Raw genomic sequence first — 23,210 nt, forward strand, 5'->3', positions numbered from 1 at the left:
ACCATGTCTCAGATTATCTACAAGATAAGCCCGCAAGCGCCTTGGCGCGAGGCCGAAACAAATGGCCGCTTCACCGGCGCGCCGATCGACATCGCCGACGGCTTCATCCATTTCTCCACGGCAGCGCAGGTCAAGGAAACGGCGGCAAAGCATTTTTCCGGCCAGACCGACCTTTTGCTGGTCGCCATCGACGGGAGCAGCCTGGGCGCGGCGCTGAAATACGAAGTCTCGCGCGGCGGCGCGCTGTTTCCGCATCTCTATGGCGTGCTGGACCTGAAAGCCGTGCTATGGGTCCAGCCACTGCCGCTTGGCGCCGATGGTGTGCACCAGTTCCCGGCACTGGAGGGGCAATGAGCGTGCTCGACCGGCTCGGCCAGAAGCTGCTGTTCGCCTTCGATCCGGAAACCGCGCATGGCCTGTCGATCGCGGCCTTGCGATGCGGCGTACCGGTTGGTGGGTCGACGACGCGCGACGCACGGCTGAATGTGACGGTCTGCGGCCTCGATTTTCCCAATCCGCTCGGCATGGCGGCCGGCTATGACAAGAACGCCGAGGTGCCCGACGCGCTGCTTGGTCTCGGTTTCGGCTTCGCCGAGGTCGGCACGATCACCCCGCTGCCGCAGGCCGGCAACCCGAAGCCGCGCATCTTCCGGCTGACGGCCGACGATGCGGTGATCAACCGGCTGGGCTTCAACAATGAAGGCCACGCGGCCGCCGAAAAACGCCTTGCCGCGCGCAAGGATCGCAGCGGCATCGTCGGCGTCAACATCGGCGCCAACAAGGACAGCAGCGACCGTATCGGCGACTATGAGCGTGGCGTCGCCCGGTTTGCGCAATATGCCAGCTATCTCACCGTCAACATCTCCTCACCCAACACGCCCGGCCTGCGCAACATGCAGGCACGCGAGCAGCTTGGCGAACTTTTGTCACGGGTCATGGCCGCGCGCGCCGCGGCAACGGCCCAGCCGCCGGTCTTCCTCAAGATCGCGCCGGATCTGGTCGAGGCCGAGCTGGAGGACATCGCCGCCGAGGTCACCGAGAAACGGATCGACGGCGTTATCGTCTCCAACACCACCATTTCACGGCCGGGACTGCGCAGCGGCGATGCAGCGCGCGAGACCGGTGGGCTCTCGGGAAAACCCCTGTTCGAGCGTTCGACCATCGTGCTTGCGAAGATGCGCAGGCTGCTTGGCCCGGACCGCGCCATCATCGGCGTCGGCGGCGTCGATTCCGGCGAGACCGCGCTGGACAAGATCCGCGCCGGCGCCGATCTGGTGCAGCTCTACACCGGCATGATCTATGCCGGGCCTTCGCTGCCAGGCCGTATTCTTTCCGGAATGATCCGTTTCGCGGAAAAAGAGCGGCTGAAGTCGATTTGCGAGTTGCGCGACAGCCGCCTCGACTTCTGGGCGTCCAAGCAACTCTGAATTGCTCTCAGGGCCGTAGGTTGCGACTGACGGCCCGCTCGCAGATGCCGCCACCGATGGCAGGCAACACCCCGAAAAGAAGCAATTGTGCGGTTCCGCCGATGCCAAAAACCGCGGAGAGAATGAACGCAGCGAGCAACCCCAGCGCCGCGCCCAAGACATATGGGAAGTAGCTTCGCATAAGCTCGCCCTGGAACAATTGGTGCATCAAGTCTGTTTGAAATCGACCAGAAGTGCAAGCGCATCCGACGGCGCGGCAGGCTACGAACTCGGGTTAACGGTTCCTTCGGAGCCTTCGCCGGCGCGTAGGCTGACGGAGCATCAAACGAAAAACCCGCCTGTGCGGCGGGTCACTGGCGCAAATCAGCACCATAGGAAAATATGTACCATAGCTGACGGCAGGGAGTCAAGAAAAAATTCCTATCGTGAAAAGCTGCCGGCACAAAAGCCGCCGATACCGCCGAGCTGGCCGCCTTTGTTAACCTGAGTTCGGAACCCTGGACGGCGCGGCCTTCCGGGGACTCTAAAACGCCGTCCGCACCCTGAGCCGCAGGATCGTCAGCAGGCTGAAGCCGCGTGCGAGCAGGAAGACGTGCAGCGCCGCCCAAAGTCCATTGTTGCCGAAGGCCGGCGCAAGGGTCAGCAGTGCCGCCGCGAAAACGAGGAACGATAGCAGCATCATGTTGCGCATGTCGCGCGACCAGGTGGCGCCGATGAAGACGCCATCCATCTGGAACGCCAGCACACCGCTCAGCGCGGTGAATGCCGCCCACGGCAGGTAGATGTCGGCCACTGAACGGACTTCCTCCGATGTCGTCACAAGAGCAACCAGATTGGCGCCACCAAACAGCAGCACCAGCGTCGCGGCTCCCGCCAGCCCAAAACCCCAGAACAGGGTTAGCCGCACGGCCTGCCGGAACGGTGCGGCGGCACGCGCGCCGACGGCTCGGCCCGCCAGCTGTTCGGCGGCGGTGGCAAAGCCATCGAGGAAATAACCGGCGACGAGAAAGAAGTTCATCAGCACGGCGTTGGCGGCCAGCGTCACCGTGCCGAACTGCGCGCCCTGGCGGGTGAACAGCGCGAAGGCGGCGAGCAGCGAGAACGAGCGGATCATGATGTCGCGGTTGAGCGACAGCATGCGCAAGAAGGCGGCCATGTCGAGCAGGCGATGGCGCGGCAAGGATGGGGCCGCGCGAAAGCGGCGGATCACGATTGCCAGGCCGAGCAGCATGGCAAGGAACTCACCGGTGACGGTCGCCCAGGCGACGCCGGCGACGCCCCAGCCAAGCTCCAATCCAAGCAGGAAACAGAGCGCGATGTTGATGCCGTTCAGCACCAGCTGCAGCATCAGCCCGAGTCCGCCCTCGCCACGCCCAAGCACGTAGCCAAGGATGGCGTAGTTGATCAGCGAGAAGGGTGCCGCGAGCAGCCTGATCCTGATGTAGACGCCCATCGCCTCGCTGACGCGCGGTTCGGCGCCCATGAATTTTTGTCCGACGATGGCAACCAGCGGCGCAAGCGCGGCGAGCACGATGCCGGCGACAACCGCGATCAGCACCGCGCGCCAGAACACCGCCTGTTCCTCCAGGGCATCGCTGCGCCCGAACGCCTGGGCGACGAGCCCGGTGGTGCCGGAGCGCAGGAAATTGAAGGAAGTGAAGACGACGTCGAAGATCAGCGCGCCAGCCGCCAGGCCGCCGAGCAAGGCGGCATCGCCGAACTGACCGACGACAGCCGTGTCGACGAGGCCGAGCATCGGCGTCGTCAGATAGGCAAGCGTCATCGGCACCGCGATGGCGAGCACGGCACGGTTGGTGACGACAAAAGATCCGCGGTTGATTGGGGATCTGGCGTCGGCTGGGGTTGCATCATTGTCCAAGGATTGCTGCCTTGCTGATTGCGGCTTGATCGAACCGCCGATGTGCCTCATTTTCCCGCCATCGCGCAATCACTCATCCCGTGACGGCCAACCGAATGTCCCGGTCTGGCGCGAGCCCGCCGGATCCAGTTCATGCCCCTGCAGATCGTCCATCATCCCGACTACGACGCCGGCTTCGCCACCAACCATCGCTTTCCGATGAGCAAATATCCGCTGCTGATGGAGGCCCTGCGTGCACGCGGACTGGCCGGGTCCGACGCGCTCAACACCGCCGAACCGGCGCCGGCATCATGGCTGGAGCTTGCCCATGCGGCGGACTATGTCGCCCAGGTCATCAGTTGCTCGGTGCCCGAAAAGATCGAACGCGAGATCGGTTTTCCGATCGGGCCACGTGTCTCGCTGCGCGCACAGCTTGCCGCCGGCGGCACGGTGCTGGCGGCGCGGCTCGCCTTGCGCCACGGAATCGCCTGCAACACCGCCGGCGGCAGCCATCATGCGCGGCGCGCGCAAGGTGCGGGCTTCTGCACCTTCAACGATGTCGCTGTCGCCGCGCTGGTGCTGCTCACCGAGGGCTCGGCAAAAAACGTCCTGATCGTCGATCTCGACGTGCACCAGGGCGACGGCACGGCGGATATTCTCGCTGGCGATCCGCGCGTGTTCACCTTTTCCATGCATGGCGACCGCAACTACCCCGCGCGCAAGATCGCTTCCGACCTCGATGTCGCGCTGCCCGATGGCATGGGCGACGCCGCTTACATGGACAGGCTCGCCGCCCTCCTGCCGGAATTGTCCGCCCAGGCGCATTGGGACATCGTCTTGTACAATGCCGGCGTCGACGTCCATGCAGAGGACCGGCTTGGCAGGCTGTCGCTATCGGATGACGGCCTGCGCGCCCGCGACGACATGGTGATCAGCCATTTTCGCACGCAGGGCATTCCCGTCTGCGGCGTCATCGGCGGTGGTTATTCAACCGATGTGCCCGCACTCGCGGCGAGGCACGCCATCCTGTTCGAGGTCGCCGCAGGCTACGCCCGATAGCTACTTCCGGTAATTGGCGAGCCTGAGCAGGATAAAGGCCGGCACGACGATCGCGGCACCCAGCAGGATGTAGCCGAGAAAGCGGTCGATGGCGTGGAAGCCGAGATTCCAGAGATCGATGAAGAACTTCTGGATGCCATAGAAAACATCCATCGGCGACCAGCCGAAGGCATTCATGACCAAGCCGACGAGGAAAGACACGACCAGCAGTTTCAGGATCACCCTGAGCGGCGAGTCGCCGAGAAAGCGCGTCAGTGCGGACAAGGCCGTCTCCGGATTGAGGTACCAGACTTGGAAGGCGTCGGCCCAGACATACGCACTTGGCTTGCCCGCTTCAAGCCGACAGTTTTGCGGGATAGCGAGGACACCGGGCATGGTGTGGCCGCAAGCCGAGCCAGGGCGCATGTCAGACTGCCGGCTACTGCCGCGGCCGATGCCGCTGGCTTATCTGTTTTCTAACCAATTGCCGCTATTCCCGATCGAATAGCGGGAGCAAGGCTTTTGGTGGAGACGGAGAAAAACACCGCGCGACGCGCCGTCATGCTGTCGGTGGTCGTCCCATGCTACAATGAGGTGGCCGGGCTGGCCGAACTGCATCGGCGGGTAACGGCCGCATGCCTGGAACATGGCCCCTCCTACGAGATCGTCCTTGTCATCGACGGCGCGACCGACGGCACGCGCGAGGCCATTTTCCAGCTGGCTGAAAAGGACGACCATATCGTCGCCATCGACCTTGCCCGCAATTACGGCCATCAGATCGCGCTGAGCGCGGGGCTGGAATTCTGCCGCGGCCAGCGCATTCTCATTCTCGATGCCGACCTGCAGGATCCGCCGGAGCTGCTCGGCGCGATGATGACGAAGATGACCGAGGGCTTCGATGTCGTTTACGGCCAGAGGCTGACGCGCGACGGCGAAAGCTGGTTCAAGCTCGCTTCCGCCTCGATGTTCTATCGCTTGCTGCGCCGGATGGTCGACGTGGATATCGCGCCGAACACCGGCGATTTCCGGCTGATGAACCGTCGCGCGCTCGACCATCTGAACGCGATGCCCGAACGCTACAGGTTCATTCGCGGCATGGTGAGCTGGATCGGTCTGAAACAGGTGGCTTTGCCCTATGAACGGCACCGGCGCTTCGCCGGCACCACCCACTATCCCCTGAAGAAGATGATTCTTCTGGCGGTCGACGCGATGACCAGCTTCTCCATCGTGCCTTTGCGGTTCGCCTCGTTGCTCGGAATGATGTTCGGGTTTCTCGGGCTGCTTGTGCTCGGCTACACGCTGTTCGAATGGTCGGTCGGAAACGTGTTGCCCGGCTGGACCAGCCTTGCCGCGATCATGCTGATCCTCGGCAGCGTTCAGCTTATGGTGCTTGGCATCTTCGGCGAGTACCTCGGACGCATGTACATGGAGACAAAGCGGCGGCCACTCTACTTCGTCGACGAGATCGTTTCGCGCAACCACGCAGCCGAGGACAAGGAACTGCCCGTCCATCGCCTGCAGGAGATGGCAAAGAGGGCCGCACGTGCTTGAGGCGGAGATCGACCGGATGTAGCGACATGGGCAGGATGCGATCGGCTCTTCCGTCTGATTTCTCGCGGATGCTGCGATTCGGTGTCGTCGGGCTCCTCAACACGGCGCTTGGATATACGCTCATTCTGGCCGGACTGGCGCTAGGCTTCGGCGATATTGCCTCCAACGCGGCGGGCTATGTCGCAGGCCTCACCTTCGGCTTCGTCCTCAACCGCCAATGGACATTTAGCCGGGCCGGCGGCTTTCGCCCCGGCGCGGTTGTGCGATACGCGGTCACCTTCCTTGTCGCCTACGGTGCCAACCTGGGAATCGTTGTCACTGCCATGTCTGCCGGCTATATCGAAAACCCGTTTGTCCATCTGGCAGGAAACTGCCTTTACTCGGTCATCTTCTATGTCGGCTCGGCCCGTTTCGTGTTCGTCGGCGGCGCCGATGATCCCGATTCCTTGACCGGAATGAACGCGAAATGGCCTGGAGCCGCGACGTGACACCGACCGAAGCAATCTTGCCGGCCACGCCGTCGCTCGATGACGCGCAGCGTATCCGGCTGATCTTCTGCCTTTTCGCTGCTTGTGTCATGGCGGCGGCACTGGCTGCTTTTGCCAACGCCACCCTGCAGGATCCCGACAATTGGTGGCAGGTGAAGGTCGGGCTGGATTTCCTGGCAAACCGGACATTTCCGACCGTCGATCCGTATTCCCACACTTTTGCCGGCCAGCCATGGATCGCCAAGGAATGGTTGGGGCAGGTACTGCTCGCCCTTGCCTACCAGGCAGGAGGCTGGAACGGGGTGGTCACCCTGATCATCGCCACGATTTCCCTGACGGTTTTCCTGACGGGGTGGTTTCTCAGCACATGGCTAAAGCCGATCCTGGCGATTGCATTGGCCTTCGTCGTGGCCTTCCTGATCGATCCGATCTACACGGCGCGTCCTCATGTCTTCACCTTGCCGATCATCGTCATCTGGACGGCGGTGCTCTTTCGTGCGGCAAGCGAAGAACGGGCGCCGCCCTGGTGGCTGCTTGTGCTGGTTGTGTTGTGGGCGAACCTGCACGCCACCTTCACCTTGAGTTTCGTCATAGCGGCTTTCGCCGGTCTCGATCTGCTGGCGCGCACGGGCCTGTCGAAACCAGTCCTGCTGGCGAAATGGATCGCGTTCGGGCTGGCTTGCCCGCTGGTGAGCCTGATCCATCCCTATGGTGTCCAAGCCATCCTGGCGACCCTCGCCGTGGCCTATGGCAATGAGGCGGTGTCGCTGATCACGGAATGGCGACCGTTCGATGCGCAAGCCTATCCCGTCCAGGAAATTGCGATGCTGCTGGCGTTTTTCGGGCTGCTGGTGTCACCATTGCGAATTGGCTGGGCCAAGGCGTTGTTCATCGTATTCACTTTGCATGTCTATCTCGCCCATGTGCGTTTCATGTATCTGTTCTTCCTCCTGGTCCCCTTGGTGATCGCTATGGAGGCTGCACAGCAATATCCCTTGCTTTCGCTCAACGCATGGTTGGCGGAAAAGCGCGACGGGCTGGAAAAATTCGTCGCCCGGCGGTTTTACGCGATTTGGGCCGTGGCGGCCGTTTTGCTGATTGGTGCGGTCACCGCGCTCGGCAGCGCCCATCAGGTCACGCCGAGCCCGAAGACGTCGGCCAGCGGGGCGCTGGCATTCGCCGAAAGCCATCATCTGTCCGGCAACGTGCTGAATTCCTACAATTTCGGCGGCACGCTGATCTTCCACGGGATCAAGACCTATATCGACGGGCGGACGGACCAACTGTTCCTGGGCGGTTTCACAAAAAGCGAGGATGAGACGGGACACAGCGGTGGCAAGCCGCTGCTCGAGGCCCAGTTGAAGAAGTATGCGATAGGCTGGGCGCTGCTGTCAGCCGACGACAACCGCATTCCCTTCTTCGAGCAACTGGGCTGGAAGCGGGCTTATGCGGACGACTACGCCGTGATCTATTTGCCCGGCGCCTGATCCGAGCGAATTTCGCAAACGTTCGGAACCTTCGATTTACGCCTTGACACCCATGTTGCAGCGCAGCAAATTGGGTGGCCGAGGGACACGCCCGTGACATCGACGAGCCAGGATTTTTCGCATGACCGGTGGCATAGCCGCATGAGCACTGTGTCCGCCGCACGGATATTGGCAGTCGCGACATGCGAGCCGGCCGGATGAATTACCGGCGCGACATCGATGGCCTGCGGGCCGTTGCGGTGCTGCCCGTCGTACTCTACCATTTCGGCGTGTCCGCCATTCCTGGCGGCTTCACTGGCGTCGACATTTTCTTCGTCATATCGGGCTACCTGATTAGCGGCAGCCTGCTCGACGATCTTGAGCGGGGCCAGTTCTCGATCGGCCGCTTCTATTGGCGCCGCGCACGGCGCATCCTACCGGCGCTGACCTTCGTCATCCTGCTCGCGAGCATTGCCGCCTGGTTCATCCTTCTGCCGTCGGATCTCCACGAATTCAGCCTCAGTGCGATCGCCGCCTCGACCTTCTGCTCGAACATCTATTTCTGGAAAACGACGAACTATTTCTCCATCGACGCCGAGCTGCGGCCGCTGCTGCACACATGGTCGCTTTCGGTGGAAGAGCAATATTATATCTTCGCGCCGATCCTCCTTTATCTGATCTACCGATATGCCTCGAAGCGCTGGTTGACGGTACTTTTGCCGCTGGCCGTCGGCAGTTTTGCCCTGGCGGTGATAGCAACCTCACTGGCACCGACGGCAGGCTTCTATCTCTTGCCGACACGCATGTGGGAACTGGCGCTGGGCGCCATGCTGATGCTGCGGAAGCCTCCGGTCCTTGCCAACCGGCTGGCGATGGACCTGATCGGCCTCGCCGGCTTTGCCTTGATTGCGTTTGGCTTTTTGACGATTTCGCAGAGCGATCCCTTTCCCGGCTACAATGCCCTGTTCCCCTGCATCGGAACGGCCCTGCTGATCTATGCTGGCCAGGATAACGCGGACAGGCCGGCGCCTGTCGCGACCCGCGTGCTTCGGTTGGCGCCGCTGGTCTGGGTCGGCCTCGTTTCCTATTCGCTTTACCTCGTTCACTGGCCGATCAACTCGTTCGTCCACTATCTCTCGCTGAAGGCCATCGGCGTGCCGACGATCGTCGCGATGACGGTGGCCAGTTTCGCCCTGGCGGCATTTTCCTGGAAATATGTCGAGCAGCCCTTCCGCCAGAAACGTGCCTTCACCGCCCCGCTGCCCATCTTCGCCTTTTCGGCGACGGCGATCGCGCTGCTGTGCGCCGGCGGTTTGGCCGGCGCGCTGAGCAACGGTTTTCCGCAACGGTTCCCGGATTTCTCGACCGAACGGATCCGGGTCGGCGACTGGCGCAACGGCGTTTGTTTCAACGAAGGCGGGACCCGCATCGAAGACTGGAACCTCGCCGACTGCACCCGTACAACGGGCTTTGCCACCAATGTGCTGCTGTGGGGCGATTCCTTCGCCGCCCATTATGTTTCGGGACTTGAGCCCAACGCCCAGAAAATTCAGGCCAATGTCATCCAGTACACCTATGCCGGCTGTCCGCCCGACCTGACCTATTTTTCCTATGCCCGGCCTGCCTGTACCCGCTTCAACGAACGGGCGTTGTCGATTATCCACGACGCCAACATCCAGGCGGTGATCCTGAGCGGCCGATGGACCGACTACCAGGCCAGAGGCTTCGGCGGCCTGCAGAAGACGATCGACCGGCTTCGCGAGATGGGGGTCAAGGTCTATACCGTCGGCCAGTCTCCGGAATTCATCGCCGACGTCCAGAAGATCGCTTTCTTCGCGAAACGGGAGCATGTTGGAACCACATCCTGGCCGATGGCCATGGATCCGGACATCAACGCGCGGGTGCTGCCGTTCACCAAAGGGGCCGATTTCATAGATCCGCTGACGTATCTGTGCGACCCGGCCGGTTGTTCATACGCCGACGCCAAGACCAAGCAATTCCTCTACTTCGACTATGGCCACTTCTCTTCCGCCGGCGCGACGCTGGCCATCTCGAAATACTGGCCAAGCTTCGCCGCCAGCAACAAGGTCGCGAAGGCAAAACAGCAATTCACGGTCGCGGGCGCGCCGTGATCCGCGGTACGACCGCGTCGTGCAAGAACGGACCGCTTTGCGATTGCCCGAAGGCTAACCCTCATGGTAACGAGGGCATGCGCGGGTATGATGTAATGGTAGCTTGTCAGCTTCCCAAGCTGAACGCGCGGGTTCGATTCCCGCTACCCGCTCCAGCTAGCCCCACCCGCTGCAACAATCATCCTACTTCCCTCAGAATGAAATCATGCAGCATCTTGGCGGCCGGCGACAACGCGCGGTTCCTCACCGTGATCAGGCTGTAGGGCCTGACCTCGATATCGAATTCGGTCTGGACGACGTCGATGGCGCCGGCCAGCCCGTCCGGATTCTGGATGAATTTCGCCACCTGGACCGAGACCGGCGCAATGGCATCGGACTGGGCAACCATGACCAGGGTCAGCAGCAGAGAGCTGGTGTTGAGGATGCGGTCCGGCAAGGCGATGTTGCGGTTGAGGAAATTGCTCTCCATCGCCTGGCGCAAGGGCGAGCCGCCCGACTGGAAGACCCAGTCATAGGCGGCGGTCTCTTCCAGTCGCACCGCATTGCCCTTGGTGAGCGGATGGCCTCGTCGCACGATCAGGCAGGCCTTCTCGACGCCGATGACGCGCGACTCGAACAGCCGCGGATTGAGATCGTCGGGAATGCGCGCGATGATGAAATCATGGCGGGTGGCGATCAACTCGCGCGCCAGCACGTTGGAGGTCTCGACCTGCATGGTGATCTCGATGCGCGGATGGATGCGGCGGATTTCGCGAATCGCCGGCACCACCAGCTCGATTGCCGGTGCGGTCACCGCGCCCAGGAACACCGAACCGCCCTTGCCTGCCTTGAGCTCGGAAATCTCGCGGTCGACCTCGCGCATCTCCAGCAGGATCGAGCGCGCGCGCCTGGCCAACGCCTTGCCGTAGGGTGTCAAGGTGATGCCGCGCGGCAGCCTCTCGCACAGCTTGACCTCGAGGACCGCCTCCATCTCGCTGATCATGCGCGAGGCCGCCGGCTGCGAAATGTTCATGACCTGAGCCGCGGCGCTGACCCGGCCATGGTCGTCGAGCGCGACGATCATGCGCATGTGGCGCAAACTGAGACCGCTGCGCAGCAGGGTTTCACCATCGCCCGGCGTCTCTCTGTAACCGCCTGAAATCGCAATCGGATTCCCCAATGCCGCCATCGCTTTTCTTCGCCTCCGCTCGTCGCCGGTCGACCTTCGCGGCAGCCCGTCACGCCTCGATACCATATACCAGTCATGATATAGCAACCATCAAAGATCGCATTTGACAGTTATGGCAAAGAGCCACACCCTCCGCGCGTTCCGAGACGTGACGGTCGCTGACGAGAAAAATCGTATCGATTGAAATCAGGCTCGGGACCATGGGAGGATACCGGAGATCGATATGACGGCAGCAGTGCCTTGGCACTTCTGCACGATTGCGCGGCCCGCGACCCCCGGGGTGCCGCGTCCATCAAACAGGGAGAGTTAAAGTGAAAATCATCAAGACACTGGCCGCCGTCGCGGCCCTTGGCATCGCTGCCATGACCTACTCGGCGCAGGCAGCCGACAAAGGCCTCGTCGGCGTGCTGATGCCGACCAAGACCTCGCAGCGCTGGATCAACGACGGCGACGCCGTCAAGTCCCAGCTCGAGGCTCTCGGCTACACCGTCGACCTGCAATATGCGCAGGACGACATCCCCAATCAGCTCAGCCAGCTGGAAAACGAAATCACCAAGGGTCCGAAGGCGCTGATCATCGCTTCGATCGACGGCACCACCCTGTCGGACGCGCTGCAGAAGTCCGCTGACGCCGGCGTCGTCGTCGTCGCCTATGACCGCCTGATCAAGAAGACCGCCAATGTCGACTACTACACCACCTTCGACAATTTCGGCGTCGGCGTGATCCAGGCGAATTCCCTGGTCAAGGGCCTCAAGGAGCGTTTCCCGAACACCAAGCCGTGGAACGTCGAACTGTTCGGCGGCTCGCCCGACGACAACAACGCCTTCTTCTTCTACAATGGCGCGATCTCCGTCCTGCAGCCGCTGATCGACGACGGCTCGATCAAGATCAAGTCCGGCCAGACCGGCATGGACAAGGTCGGCACGCTGCGCTGGCTCGCCGCCACCGCCCAGGCGCGCATGGACAACCTGCTGTCGGCCAACTATTCGGACGGCAGCCGCGTCGATGGCGTTCTGTCGCCCTATGATGGCCTGTCGCGCGGCATCACCGCCTCGCTGCGCGCCGTCGGTTACGGCACGGACGCACAGCCCTGGCCGATCGTGACCGGCCAGGACGCCGAGACCGCCTCGGTCAAGCTGATCATCTCGGGCGAGCAGTACTCGACCGTGTTCAAGGACACCCGCGAACTGGCCAAGGCCACCGTCGAACTCGTCGACAAGGTGCTCTCGGGCGGCAAGCCGGACGGCCTCGATGAAAAGACCTACAACAACGACGTCAAGGTCGTCCCCTCGATCCTTTTGACGCCACATGACGTCGACAAGTCGAACTACCAGGCACTGGTGGTCGACTCCGGCTACATCAAGGCCGACGAACTGAAGTAACCCCGGTTACAAAGTCAGGGGTCCTGCGCAACGCAGGACCCCTTTTCGTTCACCAGCGAGCCCGGTATTGTTTGCCGACCTCGCCGGCAGTGTTTGCCGACCTCTCAAGGAGCGGTAGTTCCCATGGCTTCGACGATTTTGGAGATGCGCGACATCACCAAGACGTTTCCCGGCGTGAAGGCGCTGTCGAACGTCAACCTCAGCGTCGAGGAAGGCGAGATCCATGCCGTGGTCGGCGAGAACGGCGCCGGCAAGTCGACGCTGATGAAGGTGCTGTCGGGCGTCTACCCCACGGGCACCTATGACGGCCAGATCATCTTTAACGGCCAGGAATGCCACTTCAAAGGCATCCATGACAGCGAACACAAGGGCATCGTCATCATCCACCAGGAGCTTGCTCTGGTGCCGATGCTGTCGATCGCCGAGAACATTTTCCTCGGCAACGAACACGCGAAATTCGGCGTCATCGACTGGGACGCCAACGAGACGCGCACCAGCGCGCTGTTGAAGAAGGTGGGCCTCAAGGAGGACCCCAAGACGCTGATCACCAATATCGGCGTCGGCAAGCAGCAGCTGGTCGAAATCGCCAAGGCGCTAAGCAAGGAAGTGAAACTGCTGATCCTCGACGAGCCGACGGCATCGCTCAGCGAAAAGGACAGCCAGGCGCTGCTCGACCTTCTGCTTGAATTCAAGCGGCAAGGCATGACCTCGATCCTGATCTCGCACAAGCTCAACGAGGTGAACCGGGTCGCCGACAAGGTCACGGTGATCCGCGACGGACGCACCATCGAGACGCTGGCCAAGAAAGACATCTCGGAAGACCGCATCATCACTTCGATGGTCGGCCGCTCACTCGACGACCGCTATCCGCCGCGCGAGCCTGATATCGGCGAGGTGGTGTTCGAAGTGAAGAATTGGTCGGTCTATCACCCGCTCCACGCCGAACGGCAGGTGATCAAGGGCATCGATATCAATGTCCGCAAGGGCGAAGTTGTGGGCATTGCCGGGCTGATGGGCGCCGGCCGCACCGAATTCGCCATGAGCCTGTTTGGCCGCTCCTATGGCCGCCGCATCAGCGGCGAGGTGCTGCTCAAGGGCAAACCAGTCGATGTCTCCTCGGTGAGCCGAGCGGTAGAACACGGCATCGCCTACGTGACCGAGGATCGCAAGACCTACGGCCTCAACCTGATCGACCATATCAAGCACAACATCACGCTGGCCAATCTTAGCGGCGTGTCGCGCCACAGCGTGATCGACGACATGCGCGAACTCGCCGTAGCCAACGACTATCGCAAAAAGACCAATATCCGCGCTTCCAGCGTCTATCAGATGACCGGCAATCTTTCCGGTGGCAACCAGCAGAAGGTGGTGCTGTCGAAATGGCTGTTCGCCGACCCGGAAGTGCTGATCCTCGACGAGCCTACACGCGGCATCGATGTCGGCGCCAAGTATGAAATCTACACGATCATCGCCCGGCTCGCCGCCGAAGGTAAGGCGATCGTCGTCATCTCGTCGGAAATGCCAGAACTGCTCGGCATCACCGACCGCATCTACGTCATGAACGAAGGGCGCATCGTTGGCGAAATGCCCGCGGCGGACGCAAGCCAGGAAAAAATAATGCGCGCCATCGTTCGTGGAGAAGGAAAAGCAGCATGAGCACCGATAGCGCCCCCGCCCCGCAGAGCAACGTTGCCGAAGACGTGCCGCAGCGTCCACGCATCGCCGTCTCCGCGCTGACGACGAACCTGCGCGAATACGGCCTGATACTGGCGCTGATCGCCATCATGGTGTTCTTCCAGTTCACCACGTCGGGAACGCTGTTCAAGCCGGTGAACCTGAGCAATCTGGTGCAGCAGAACTCGTTCATCATCGTGATGGCGCTCGGCATGCTGCTGGTCATCGTCTCCGGCCATATCGACCTCAGCGTCGGCTCCGTTGCCGGCTTCATCGGCGCACTGGCGGCGATGATGATGGTGATCTGGCCGCTTGGTCCGCTCAGCAATCCGCTGGTGGTGTCGATCATCTGCCTCATCGTCGGAGGCGCGATCGGCGCGGCGCAAGGCTACTGGATCGCCTATCACCGAATACCGAGCTTCATCGTCACGCTGGCCGGCATGCTGATCTTCCGCGGCATCTGCCAGGCGCTGTTGGGCGGCGGATCCTCGGTTGGGCCGCTTCCGGACGGTTTCAAGGCTCTCAGCTCCGGCTTCATCCCTGACGTCATCGGGCCACTGACGCTTATCCCGCCAACAGTGAACGCGGCCGGCAAGACCATCATAGGCAGCGGCCTGACGCTGCACATGACGACGATCGTGCTGGGTCTGATCGCTGTTTTGGCCTATGCCTATTTCGGGCTGCGGACGCGGCGCAAACGCGAACGCCATGGCTATGAGGCCGAGCCCTTTGCCCTGTTCGTCGTCAAGACGCTGGTCGGCAGCGCGCTGGCGCTGTTCCTGGTCTACCAGTTCGCCAGCTACCGAGGCCTGCCGGTGGTGCTGCTCGTCATGGGCGTGCTGATCTCGCTGTTCGTCTTCGTCACCAAGCGCATGACCATCGGCCGCCGCATCTATGCAATGGGCGGCAACGCCAAGGCCGCGCAGCTGTCGGGCATCAAGACCGAACGGCTGACGCTGATGGTGTTCGTCAACATGGGTGTGCTGTCGGCGCTTGGCGGCCTGATCATCGCGGCCCGTCTCGGACAGGCAGTGCCCGCCGCGGGTCTCGGCAGCGAGCTCGACGTCATCGCCGCCGTCTTCATCGGCGGCGCCTCGGCCATGGGCGGTGTCGGTCAGGTCATCGGCGCGGTGGTCGGCGGTTTCATCATGGGCGTGATGAACAACGGCATGTCGATCATGGGTGTCAATGTCGACTGGCAGCAGGTGGTCAAAGGCCTGGTGCTGCTCGGCGCCGTGATCTTCGACGTCTACAACAAGAACAAGGCTTGAACAGGCTTAGGCGAGGCAAGCAGGAGGCATACGATCGCGGTGCTGCCGGCCACCCGCCGGTAACAGAAGTCCCCTGAGGGACCAGGCCCGCGGGCGCAATCCGAACGGAGAATTTCAACCGTGGCATGGACGAGGTCCCGGCCGCGCTAGGCAAGGTTTGCCGTTTGGCAGCCCTGCCAAGGCAAATGAGAGAGGATTCATCATGCTGATCTCCCAGATCCTTGACGACGCCGAGACCATCCGCGTCGTCGCCCGCAATGGCGGAAAGACCCGGATCATCAATGGCGCCCGCAGCGTCTATTCGCTGGCGATGGAGGCCGCGCGCACCGGCGTCGGCCTCGTCGCGCTGATCGAACGCAAGGGGCTCGGCGAGACGATCGATCTCGACGCCGCCTACAAGAAGGGGCGGTTGCTATCGCCCATCAACCACCCTGATCCGGCGCATCTGCATCTGACGGGTACCGGGCTGACGCATCTGGGTTCGGCCGCGACGCGCGATTCCATGCACAAGAAGCTCAGCGCCGACGGCGAGGAACAGCTGACCGATTCCATGAAGATGTTCCGTATGGGGCTAGAGGGCGGCAAGCCGGCGAAAGGTCAGATCGGCGTGCAGCCGGAATGGTTCTACAAGGGCAACGGCACGATGGCAGTGGCGCCAGGTGCCGCACTCCTGTCACCGGCCTTCGCCAAGGACGCCGGCGAAGAGCCTGAGGTGGCCGGCATCTATGTCATCGGCGACGACGGCGCGCCATTCCGCGTCGGCTTCACGCTGTCGAACGAGTTTTCCGACCACGTCACCGAGCGCGTGAACTATCTGTTCCTCGCTCATTCCAAGCTGCGCAACGCTTCGTTCGGGCCGGAAATCCTGATCGGCGACCTGCCGTCCGACATCCGCGGCACCTCGCGCATCGTGCGCGACAGCCAGGTGCTGTGGGAAAAGCCGTTCCTGTCGGGTGAAGCGAACATGTCGCACACCATCGCCAATCTCGAACATCACCATTTCAAGTATGCGGCCTTCCGCCAGCCGGGCGACGTGCATGTGCACATGTTCGGCACGGCGACGCTGTCCTTCGCCGACGGCATCAAGACCGAAGCCGGCGATTTGTTCGAGATCGAAGCCAAGGATTTCGGCCTGCCGCTGCGCAATCCGCTCGAGATCGAGCAGCCGGTGCAGGTGGCGGTGAAGGCGCTGTGAGGGCGGATTTTTCCTTCTCCCCCTTGTGGGAGAAGGTGGATTGGCGCGTAGCGCCGAGACGGTTGAGGGGTGTTCCAGCGGAGTGAGACGTTGGCGTTCCCTGGAACACCCCTCATCCGTCGCCTTCGGCGACACCTTCTCCCACAAGGGGAGAAGGGAAGAAGCGCCCAACCTCAATAGATATCGAAATCGAAATACTTGGCCTGGATCTTCTTGTAGGTGCCGTCGGCGACGATGGCGTCGATGGCCGCGTTTAGCTTGTCGCGCAGGGCCGTGTCTTCCAGGCGAACGGCAATTCCGGCTTGCGTCTCAGTACCCTTGACGTCGCCAACCAGCTTGCAGCAGCCGTCGCTTGCCTTCTTCAACCAGTCCATCAGCACGAACTTGTCCGAGATCACGGCGTCGAGACGGCCGTTGGTCAGGTCGGTGATCGCCTCTTCCTGGGTCGGGTAGAGTTTGGCCTCCGCGCCCGCCTTGCCATATTCATTCTGGGCATAGTCGGCCTGCGTGGTCGAGGCCTGGGCGCCGACCGTCTTGCCGGCCAGGGCCGACGGTTCGGTCGAGGTGAGATCGCTGTCCTTCGGCGCCACCAGAGCGAGCGGTGTCGTATAGTACTTGTTGGTGAAGGCGACCTGCTTCTTGCGCTCCTCGGTGATGCTCATCGAGGCGATGATGGCGTCGAATTTCTTGGCCTGCAAAGCGGGGATGATGCCGTCCCAGTCCTGGGTGACGATTTCGCACTCGACCTTCATCTGCGCGCACAGCGCGTTGGCGATGTCGATGTCGAAGCCTTCGACCTTGCCGTCAGCTGTAATGGTGTTGAACGGCGGATAGGCGCCCTCGGTGCCGATCTTGATTTTCTCCGCTGCCTGCGCCGACAAAGAGCCGGCCGCCACCACCAGCATGGCAGCGCTCGCTGTCGATACGATCCATCTTGAAATCTGCATATTCTTGGTTCCCCTTGAACGCCGCCAGCCTGACGGACGGCAAGGCAGCCAAGCATGGCGAGCCAGCGCAGGCAAGTATTTTGCCTGGTGGTAATAGGCGCTCAGCGCGCGGGGCGGAAATGCTTGGACAGCTTCAGGCCCTGCGCCTGGTAGTTGGAGCCGAGATCGATGCCGTAGAGCGCCTGCGGCCGCTTCAGCATATGCTCGTAGACCAGCCGGCCGACGATTTGGCCATGGTCGAGGATGAACGGCACTTCATGGCTGCGCACTTCCAGCACCGCCCGGCTACCGGTGCCGCCGGACGCGGAGTGGCCGAAGCCCGGATCGAAGAAGCCGGCGTAGTGGACGCGGAACTCGCCGACCAGCGGATCGAAGGGCGTCATCTCGGCGGCGTAGAAGGGCGGCACATGCACCGCCTCCTGGCTGACGAGGATATAGAATTCATCAGGGTCGAGCACCAGTTCGCCGGCGCCGCTCTTGTGGATCGGCTCCCAGAAGTCGACGACCTCCTGTGCCGCACGCTTGTCGACATCGACGAGGCCGGTGTGATGCTTGCCGCGATAGCCGACCAGCCCGTTTTGATCGCCGTTGAGGTCGATAGACAGCGCGATGCCGCCGCCGGAAATGTTGGGCGGTTCGGTGGCGACCAGCGTCTGCGCGCGATGCAGGTCGTGCAGCTCGGCTTCCGAGAGCAGCGCATTGCCGGTGCGGAAACGGATCTGCGACAGACGCGAGCCGGTGCGCACGACGATCGGGAAGGTGCGCGGGCTGACCTCCAGATAGAGCGGCCCGTGATAGCCGGCGGCGATCTTGTCGAACTCGTGGCCGCGATCGGTCATGACGCGCGTGAAGATGTCGAGCCGTCCGGTCGAGCTTTTCGGATTCGCCGAGGCCGAAATACCCGCCGGCAATGCCAGGCTTTCGAGCAGCGGCACGATATAGACGCAGCCGGTTTCCAGCACAGCGCCCTCGGCCAGATTGATCTCGTGCAGCTTCAGCCGGTCGAGCTTTTCCGAAACCTTGTGGTTGGGACCCGGCAGGAAGGAGGCACGCACCCGCCAGGCCTTGTCGCCGAGCCTTAGATCAAGACTGGCCGGCTGGATCTGATCGGCATCGAGCGCACGCGCCGACTTCAGCGCGCCGGACTGGAACAGCGCCGATATGTCCTGGTCGGGAAGAATGCCTGTCTGCCGCAAGGCTCCACTCCTAGACAAGACGATTTTCTTGTCGCAGGTTCTTGTCGCAAAACCGTGGAACACTTTTGCGGAACCTGCTTGGTACAAACCTCTTAATGAAGCCGGCAATTGACGCAAGCGCGGTGCGGGTCTAAAGGGTCGTTATCCCGTGGTGATTTGGCCGGTCGGCTTGCAGCCACGTTAAACAAGTCGCTAAAGGACCGTCGGGCCGCAAGGCCGTATGGACCGGTTGCGACTTTCGCGGCCGGTTTTTTTTGTGTCTGGAAGAAGAGCGATGAGCACCAAGAAGCGCAACTGGAAGCCTCAGACGGCACTCGTGCACAGCGGAACGCTGCGTTCCGGTTTCGGCGAAACGTCGGAAGCGATTTACCTCACCCAGGGCTATGTCTACGAAACGGCGCAGGCCGCCGAAGCCCGTTTCAAGGGCGAAGAACCGGGCTTCATCTATTCGCGCTACGCCAATCCGACCGTCGACATGTTCGAGAAACGCATGTGCGCGCTCGAAGGTGCGGAAGACGCGCGCGCCACCGCCTCCGGCATGGCCGCGGTGACGGCTGCCCTTCTGTGCAGTGCCAAGGCCGGCGACCATATCGTGGCGGCGCGCGCGCTGTTCGGCTCCTGCCGCTGGGTGGTCGAGACGCTGGCGCCGAGATACGGCATCGAGGCGACGCTGGTCGACGGCACCGACATCGCCAACTGGGAAAAGGCGGTCAAGCCGAACACCAAGCTGTTCTTCCTGGAGAGCCCGACCAATCCGACGCTGGAAGTGGTCGATATCGCCGCTGTCGCCTCGCTTGCCAATTCGATCGGCGCCAGGCTGGTCGTCGACAATGTCTTCGCCACGCCCCTGCAGCAGAAGCCCTTGCAGCTCGGCGCGCATATCGTCGTCTATTCGGCGACCAAGCACATAGACGGCCAGGGGCGCTGTCTCGGCGGCGTCATCCTGTCGGACAAGAAGTGGATCGACGAGAACCTGCACGACTATTTCCGCCATACCGGTCCGAGCCTGTCGCCCTTCAACGCCTGGACGCTGCTGAAGGGCCTGGAGACGCTGCCGCTGCGCGTGCGCCAGCAGACGGAAAGCGCAGGCAAGATCGCGGATTTCCTGGCCGAGCGGCCGGAAATCGCCCGCGTCATCTATCCCGGCCGTGCCGACCACCCGCAGGCCGATATCGTCAAGAAGCAGATGGCGGGCGGCTCGACGCTGATCTGCCTCGACGTCAAGGGCGGCAAACAGGCGGCCTTCGCCCTGCAGAACGCGCTCGACATCGTGCTGATTTCCAACAACCTCGGCGATGCCAAGAGCCTGATCACCCACCCGGCGACGACGACGCACAAGAATCTGAGCGACGAGGCACGCGCCGAACTCGGCATCGGGCCGGGCACGCTCAGGCTGTCGGTTGGCTTGGAAGACACCGACGATCTGCTTGAAGATATCGCGCAGGCGCTGAAGGCCAGATAAGAGGGCTGTCGTTTCAGGCGCCAGACGGCGTCTCTTCCAGTTCGGCCGTCTTGGTGCCGATGGTCATCGCATTGCCGCGCCAGTCGACGGCGCCACCGAGCCAGCCGCGCGCCCACATCGCCGGCAGGATCAGGTCGCGCGCCATGATCGCGGCGATTATGCGTGGCGACAGGTACCAACCTTTGGACCAGGCCAGGGCGCATTCCGGAAGATAGAAGGCCGCCAGCACGGCGATGGCGGTTGCCCAGAGGCCAATGCCGGCGCTTGCCGCAGCAAGCAGCGCAAGCGCCAGCGGCACCACCGCGCCAGTCAGGATTTCGGGTGCGAAGAACAGCGGGAAGGTGACGCGACGCAGGCGCGCCCAGCGGGCCTGACGTGACCAGATCTCGTCAAACCTGCGCCGCCCGAGCGGCTGCTCGAAGGGCGCGGAAACGAGATTGACGCGCAAGCCGAGGCCGTTGACCAGCTTGGTCGCGGCGGCGTCCTCGGCGATCTCGGCGGCCAGCGCGCGGATGCCGCCACTGGCGTCGAGCATCGGCTTGTTCCAGAGCATGCTCTTGCCCTGGGCAAAGCCGAGGCCAAGCGCCTCGCCGGCATATTGCCAGCGCGCCTGCAGCGTGTTGAGGAAGGCGCATTCGACCTCGGCCCAGAAGCCTGCCGGTCGCGAGCCGATCGGGGTCGAACAGACAAGGCCGGTTTCGGGCCGCCATGCGGCCATTAGGTGCTGGACGTAGTCTCTCGGCATCAGCACGTTGGAATCGGCCAGGATGACCCAATCGTGGCGCGCCGCTTCCCAGCCCTTGACGCAATTGTTGAGTTTCGGATTGGCGCTGACGCGGTCGTCGCCGACAAGCAGCCGGGCCGCCACCTTCGGAAACAGGACAATCGCCCTGTTTATCAATTTGACTACCGGATCGTCGGCATGGGCGACGCAGAAAATCAGCTCGTAGCGCGGCCAATCGAGCGAGAAGGCGCGCTCCAGCGTCTCCTGTGTGAATGGTTCGACGCCGCGCGACGGTACGATGATCGACACCGCTTGCTGCTTGCCGGCCGGCGGCGCGATGGTGCGGCGCCGTTTCAGACGCGAAGCGGCAAGCAGGATGCTGGCGAGATTTGAGAGAATGAGAGCGATCGAAAGCGAGGCGGCTATGAGAGTGAGTTCCATCGAAATCCGGTCACTCCAGAATCGGTGCGCATAGCGACCGATTTCAACAGTTCGACAGAGCGCCCGATTCGCGCGGCACCAGTCCGCGCACACCATCATTATCATATGTCACTTAAATGACATTCTTTGTCGGCACCTGCCCACGATGTCGGCCGGAGAAGGCCGCGGTCCGTTGACCTAATCGCACGGAGCGCCGAAAGTTCCGCCGAAGCCGTTTTTTGGAGCCGCTTATGTACAGCGCCGTCACGCGCAACATCGAAGTTCAGGTCAGGCCGTTCTATCTGGAGGACCGCTCGGATCCGGCCGAGAACCGCTATGTCTGGGGCTATCAGATAACGATCGACAACCAGTCGGACGATTTCGTGCAGCTATTGTCGCGCTATTGGCACATCACCGACGGCACCGGCCGGGTCGAGGAGGTGCGAGGCCCCGGCGTCGTCGGCGACCAGCCTGAACTCAATCCCGGCGACAGCTACCAGTATACGTCCGGTTGCCCGCTCTCGACACCGTCCGGCATCATGGTCGGGCACTACACGATGCGCAACAACCGGGGCGAGACGTTCGACATCGCCATCCCCGCGTTCTCACTCGACCTGCCGGGGACGCGGCGGACGGTGAATTAGTTTCGCCTCACCGGCCGCGAAGCGACCGGTGAGGCGTGGTTTTCTTTACTGGGCCGCAAATTCCGCCGGATCGAAGTCATATTGCTTCGAGCAGAATTCGCAGGCGACGTGGATGCCGCCGTCCTCGGTGCTGTCCTTGATCTCCTGCGCGGAAAAACCCTCGAGGATGCCACGGATCTTGTCCCGCGAGCACGAGCACTGGTCGGCGACCGGAACGCCGCCGAAGACGCGCACGCCATGCTCGTGGAACAGCCTGTAGAGCAGCCGCTCGGCGCCGATCGTCGGGTCGATCAGCTCGGTCGGCTCGATGGTGCCGAGCAGCGCCAGCAACTCCTGCCAGGAATTGTCGGCCGGATCGTGGATCTCCTCGCGCGGATCGCCATCGCCACCCGGCAGGTCCGGCACGCGCATGCGCTCGGGCGACTGCGGCAGGAACTGCGCCAGGATGCCACCGGCGCGCCATTGCTCACGAGCACCGCCGGGGCCGGGCGTCAGCAGCTTGGCCACCGACAGCCTGATATCGGTCGGAATCTGCTCCGATTGACGGAAATAGGTGCGTGCCGCATCCTCCAGCGTCTCGCCATCGAGCTGGACGATACCCTGATAGCGCTGCGTATGAGCGCCCTGATCGATGGTCAGCGCGAGAACGCCGCTGCCGAGCAGCGTCTGCTGGGAGGTTTCGCCCGCCGCGACCAGCGATTCCAGCCGGTCGGGATCGAAACGCGCATAGGCGCGCAATGCCGAGGGCGTGGAGAAATCCGCGACCAGCATGTCGACAGGCCCGTCGGTGCGGGTCTGCAGGATGAATTTGCCCTCGAATTTGAGCGAAGTGCCGAGCAGCACCGTCAGCACACAAGCCTCGGCCAGCAGGCGGGCGACCGGCTCGGGATAATCGTGACGGCCGAGGATGGCGTCGAGCATCGGCCCGAGCTGTACGGTGCGGCCGCGCACATCGAGCGGGCCGACCTCGAACGGCACGACGTGATCGTCGCCGGCGTAGCCGAATTCGCCGAGTTTGGGGTGATGTTCAGTCACTTGATAGGTTTCCAACATGACAAAGCTCCGGGGCGCGGCCATGCCGCCCTCCGGGGCGCATGCGTCGAAACGCGCTTGATTTGCGTGATGCGGCGCAAATAGGCATCACAACCCCGCAGATCAAGCTCCCAG

The 23,210-nt window shown here is 62.6% G+C and carries 20 protein-coding genes, 1 tRNA gene and 1 riboswitch; of the genes, 14 read left to right on the forward strand and 7 right to left on the reverse strand.

Features of this window, described 5'->3' with window-relative positions; genetic code table 11:
• Positions 1–3: 3 nt before the first annotated feature.
• Positions 4–354 carry a DUF952 domain-containing protein gene (locus ACSQ3L_RS30400; protein ID WP_436163287.1) on the forward strand — a complete coding sequence of 117 codons (351 nt, stop codon included), beginning with the start codon at positions 4–6 and terminating at the stop codon, positions 352–354.
• On the forward strand, positions 351–1,427 hold the full coding sequence (locus ACSQ3L_RS30405) for a quinone-dependent dihydroorotate dehydrogenase (protein ID WP_436163288.1): 1,077 nt from the start codon (positions 351–353) through the stop codon (positions 1,425–1,427). Before ACSQ3L_RS30400 ends, ACSQ3L_RS30405 begins: the two co-directional genes overlap by 4 nt.
• A 523-nt stretch (positions 1,428–1,950) precedes the next feature.
• On the opposite strand, the gene ACSQ3L_RS30410 is transcribed toward ACSQ3L_RS30405, so the two are convergent.
• Positions 1,951–3,306 carry an MATE family efflux transporter gene (locus ACSQ3L_RS30410; RefSeq protein WP_436163289.1) on the reverse strand — a complete coding sequence of 452 codons (1,356 nt, stop codon included), beginning with the start codon at positions 3,304–3,306 and terminating at the stop codon, positions 1,951–1,953.
• 132 nt (positions 3,307–3,438) lie between these two features.
• On the opposite strand from ACSQ3L_RS30410, the gene ACSQ3L_RS30415 reads away from it, so the two are divergent.
• Positions 3,439–4,344 carry a histone deacetylase family protein gene (locus tag ACSQ3L_RS30415; RefSeq protein WP_436163290.1) on the forward strand — a complete coding sequence of 302 codons (906 nt, stop codon included), beginning with the start codon at positions 3,439–3,441 and terminating at the stop codon, positions 4,342–4,344.
• Here ACSQ3L_RS30415 and ACSQ3L_RS30420 read toward each other — a convergent pair whose 3' ends face one another.
• Positions 4,345–4,608 (reverse strand): DUF6460 domain-containing protein, encoded by a 264-nt coding sequence (locus tag ACSQ3L_RS30420; protein WP_436163564.1) that lies wholly within the window; start codon positions 4,606–4,608, stop codon positions 4,345–4,347.
• A 276-nt stretch (positions 4,609–4,884) separates the two neighbouring features.
• Between ACSQ3L_RS30420 and ACSQ3L_RS30425 the strand changes: the two genes are divergently transcribed.
• The 5 genes from ACSQ3L_RS30425 (at position 4,885) to ACSQ3L_RS30445 (ending at position 10,115) form a co-directional block, all read left to right on the forward strand.
• Positions 4,885–5,874, forward strand: a complete 990-nt coding sequence (locus ACSQ3L_RS30425) for a glycosyltransferase family 2 protein (RefSeq protein WP_436163565.1) — start codon at positions 4,885–4,887, stop codon at positions 5,872–5,874.
• A 68-nt stretch (positions 5,875–5,942) separates the two neighbouring features.
• On the forward strand, positions 5,943–6,362 hold the full coding sequence (locus ACSQ3L_RS30430) for a GtrA family protein (RefSeq protein WP_436163291.1): 420 nt from the start codon (positions 5,943–5,945) through the stop codon (positions 6,360–6,362).
• Positions 6,359–7,849 carry a hypothetical protein gene (locus ACSQ3L_RS30435; RefSeq protein ID WP_436163292.1) on the forward strand — a complete coding sequence of 497 codons (1,491 nt, stop codon included), beginning with the start codon at positions 6,359–6,361 and terminating at the stop codon, positions 7,847–7,849. The genes ACSQ3L_RS30430 and ACSQ3L_RS30435 overlap by 4 nt, the downstream gene beginning before the upstream one ends.
• Before the next feature lie 197 nt (positions 7,850–8,046).
• A complete protein-coding gene (locus ACSQ3L_RS30440) occupies positions 8,047–9,960 on the forward strand; it encodes an acyltransferase family protein (protein ID WP_436163293.1) in 1,914 nt (637 codons plus the stop codon).
• Positions 9,961–10,041: 81 nt separating this feature from the next.
• Positions 10,042–10,115, forward strand: a tRNA-Gly gene (locus tag ACSQ3L_RS30445).
• Positions 10,116–10,138: 23 nt separating this feature from the next.
• Here ACSQ3L_RS30445 and ACSQ3L_RS30450 read toward each other — a convergent pair.
• Positions 10,139–11,128 carry a LysR family transcriptional regulator gene (locus ACSQ3L_RS30450; RefSeq protein WP_436163294.1) on the reverse strand — a complete coding sequence of 330 codons (990 nt, stop codon included), beginning with the start codon at positions 11,126–11,128 and terminating at the stop codon, positions 10,139–10,141.
• Between the two features lie 311 nt (positions 11,129–11,439).
• On the opposite strand from ACSQ3L_RS30450, the gene chvE reads away from it, so the two are divergent.
• From chvE to araD1, 4 genes are all read left to right on the forward strand, one after another.
• On the forward strand, positions 11,440–12,510 hold the full coding sequence (gene chvE / locus ACSQ3L_RS30455) for a multiple monosaccharide ABC transporter substrate-binding protein (RefSeq protein ID WP_436163295.1): 1,071 nt from the start codon (positions 11,440–11,442) through the stop codon (positions 12,508–12,510).
• A 123-nt stretch (positions 12,511–12,633) separates the two neighbouring features.
• Positions 12,634–14,166 (forward strand): multiple monosaccharide ABC transporter ATP-binding protein, encoded by a 1,533-nt coding sequence (gene mmsA / locus ACSQ3L_RS30460; RefSeq protein WP_436163296.1) that lies wholly within the window; start codon positions 12,634–12,636, stop codon positions 14,164–14,166.
• On the forward strand, positions 14,163–15,455 hold the full coding sequence (gene mmsB, locus ACSQ3L_RS30465; RefSeq protein WP_436163297.1) for a multiple monosaccharide ABC transporter permease: 1,293 nt from the start codon (positions 14,163–14,165) through the stop codon (positions 15,453–15,455). The genes mmsA and mmsB overlap by 4 nt, the downstream gene beginning before the upstream one ends.
• Before the next feature lie 202 nt (positions 15,456–15,657).
• On the forward strand, positions 15,658–16,650 hold the full coding sequence (gene araD1 / locus ACSQ3L_RS30470) for an AraD1 family protein (RefSeq protein WP_436163298.1): 993 nt from the start codon (positions 15,658–15,660) through the stop codon (positions 16,648–16,650).
• 173 nt (positions 16,651–16,823) lie between these two features.
• Here the strand turns inward: araD1 and ACSQ3L_RS30475 are convergent, their stop codons facing one another.
• Together ACSQ3L_RS30475 and ACSQ3L_RS30480 are read right to left on the reverse strand one after the other, a co-directional pair.
• A complete protein-coding gene (locus ACSQ3L_RS30475; protein WP_436163299.1) occupies positions 16,824–17,597 on the reverse strand; it encodes an ABC transporter substrate-binding protein in 774 nt (257 codons plus the stop codon).
• Positions 17,598–17,698: 101 nt separating this feature from the next.
• Positions 17,699–18,793, reverse strand: a complete 1,095-nt coding sequence (locus tag ACSQ3L_RS30480; protein WP_436163300.1) for a 2'-deoxycytidine 5'-triphosphate deaminase — start codon at positions 18,791–18,793, stop codon at positions 17,699–17,701.
• Positions 18,794–18,931: 138 nt separating this feature from the next.
• Positions 18,932–19,009, forward strand: a riboswitch (SAM riboswitch).
• A 58-nt stretch (positions 19,010–19,067) separates the two neighbouring features.
• On the opposite strand from ACSQ3L_RS30480, the gene ACSQ3L_RS30485 reads away from it, so the two are divergent.
• Positions 19,068–20,255: an O-succinylhomoserine sulfhydrylase gene (locus ACSQ3L_RS30485; protein WP_436163301.1), complete on the forward strand. Its 1,188-nt coding sequence runs from the start codon at positions 19,068–19,070 to the stop codon at positions 20,253–20,255.
• A gap of 13 nt (positions 20,256–20,268) precedes the next feature.
• On the opposite strand, the gene ACSQ3L_RS30490 is transcribed toward ACSQ3L_RS30485, so the two are convergent.
• Entirely contained in the window at positions 20,269–21,420 is a 1,152-nt protein-coding gene (locus tag ACSQ3L_RS30490; RefSeq protein WP_436163302.1) for a ceramide glucosyltransferase, read from the reverse strand.
• 230 nt (positions 21,421–21,650) lie between these two features.
• Between ACSQ3L_RS30490 and apaG the strand changes: the two genes are divergently transcribed.
• Positions 21,651–22,043, forward strand: coding sequence for a Co2+/Mg2+ efflux protein ApaG (gene apaG, locus ACSQ3L_RS30495; protein WP_436163303.1), 393 nt, complete (start codon positions 21,651–21,653; stop codon positions 22,041–22,043).
• 45 nt (positions 22,044–22,088) lie between these two features.
• Here the strand turns inward: apaG and ACSQ3L_RS30500 are convergent, their stop codons facing one another.
• A complete protein-coding gene (locus tag ACSQ3L_RS30500) occupies positions 22,089–23,120 on the reverse strand; it encodes an Hsp33 family molecular chaperone (protein WP_436163304.1) in 1,032 nt (343 codons plus the stop codon).
• Between the last annotated feature and the right edge of the window lie 90 nt (positions 23,121–23,210).

Source organism: Mesorhizobium sp. LjRoot246, from assembly GCF_964254115.1.
Taxonomy (GTDB): Bacteria; Pseudomonadota; Alphaproteobacteria; order Rhizobiales; family Rhizobiaceae; genus Mesorhizobium.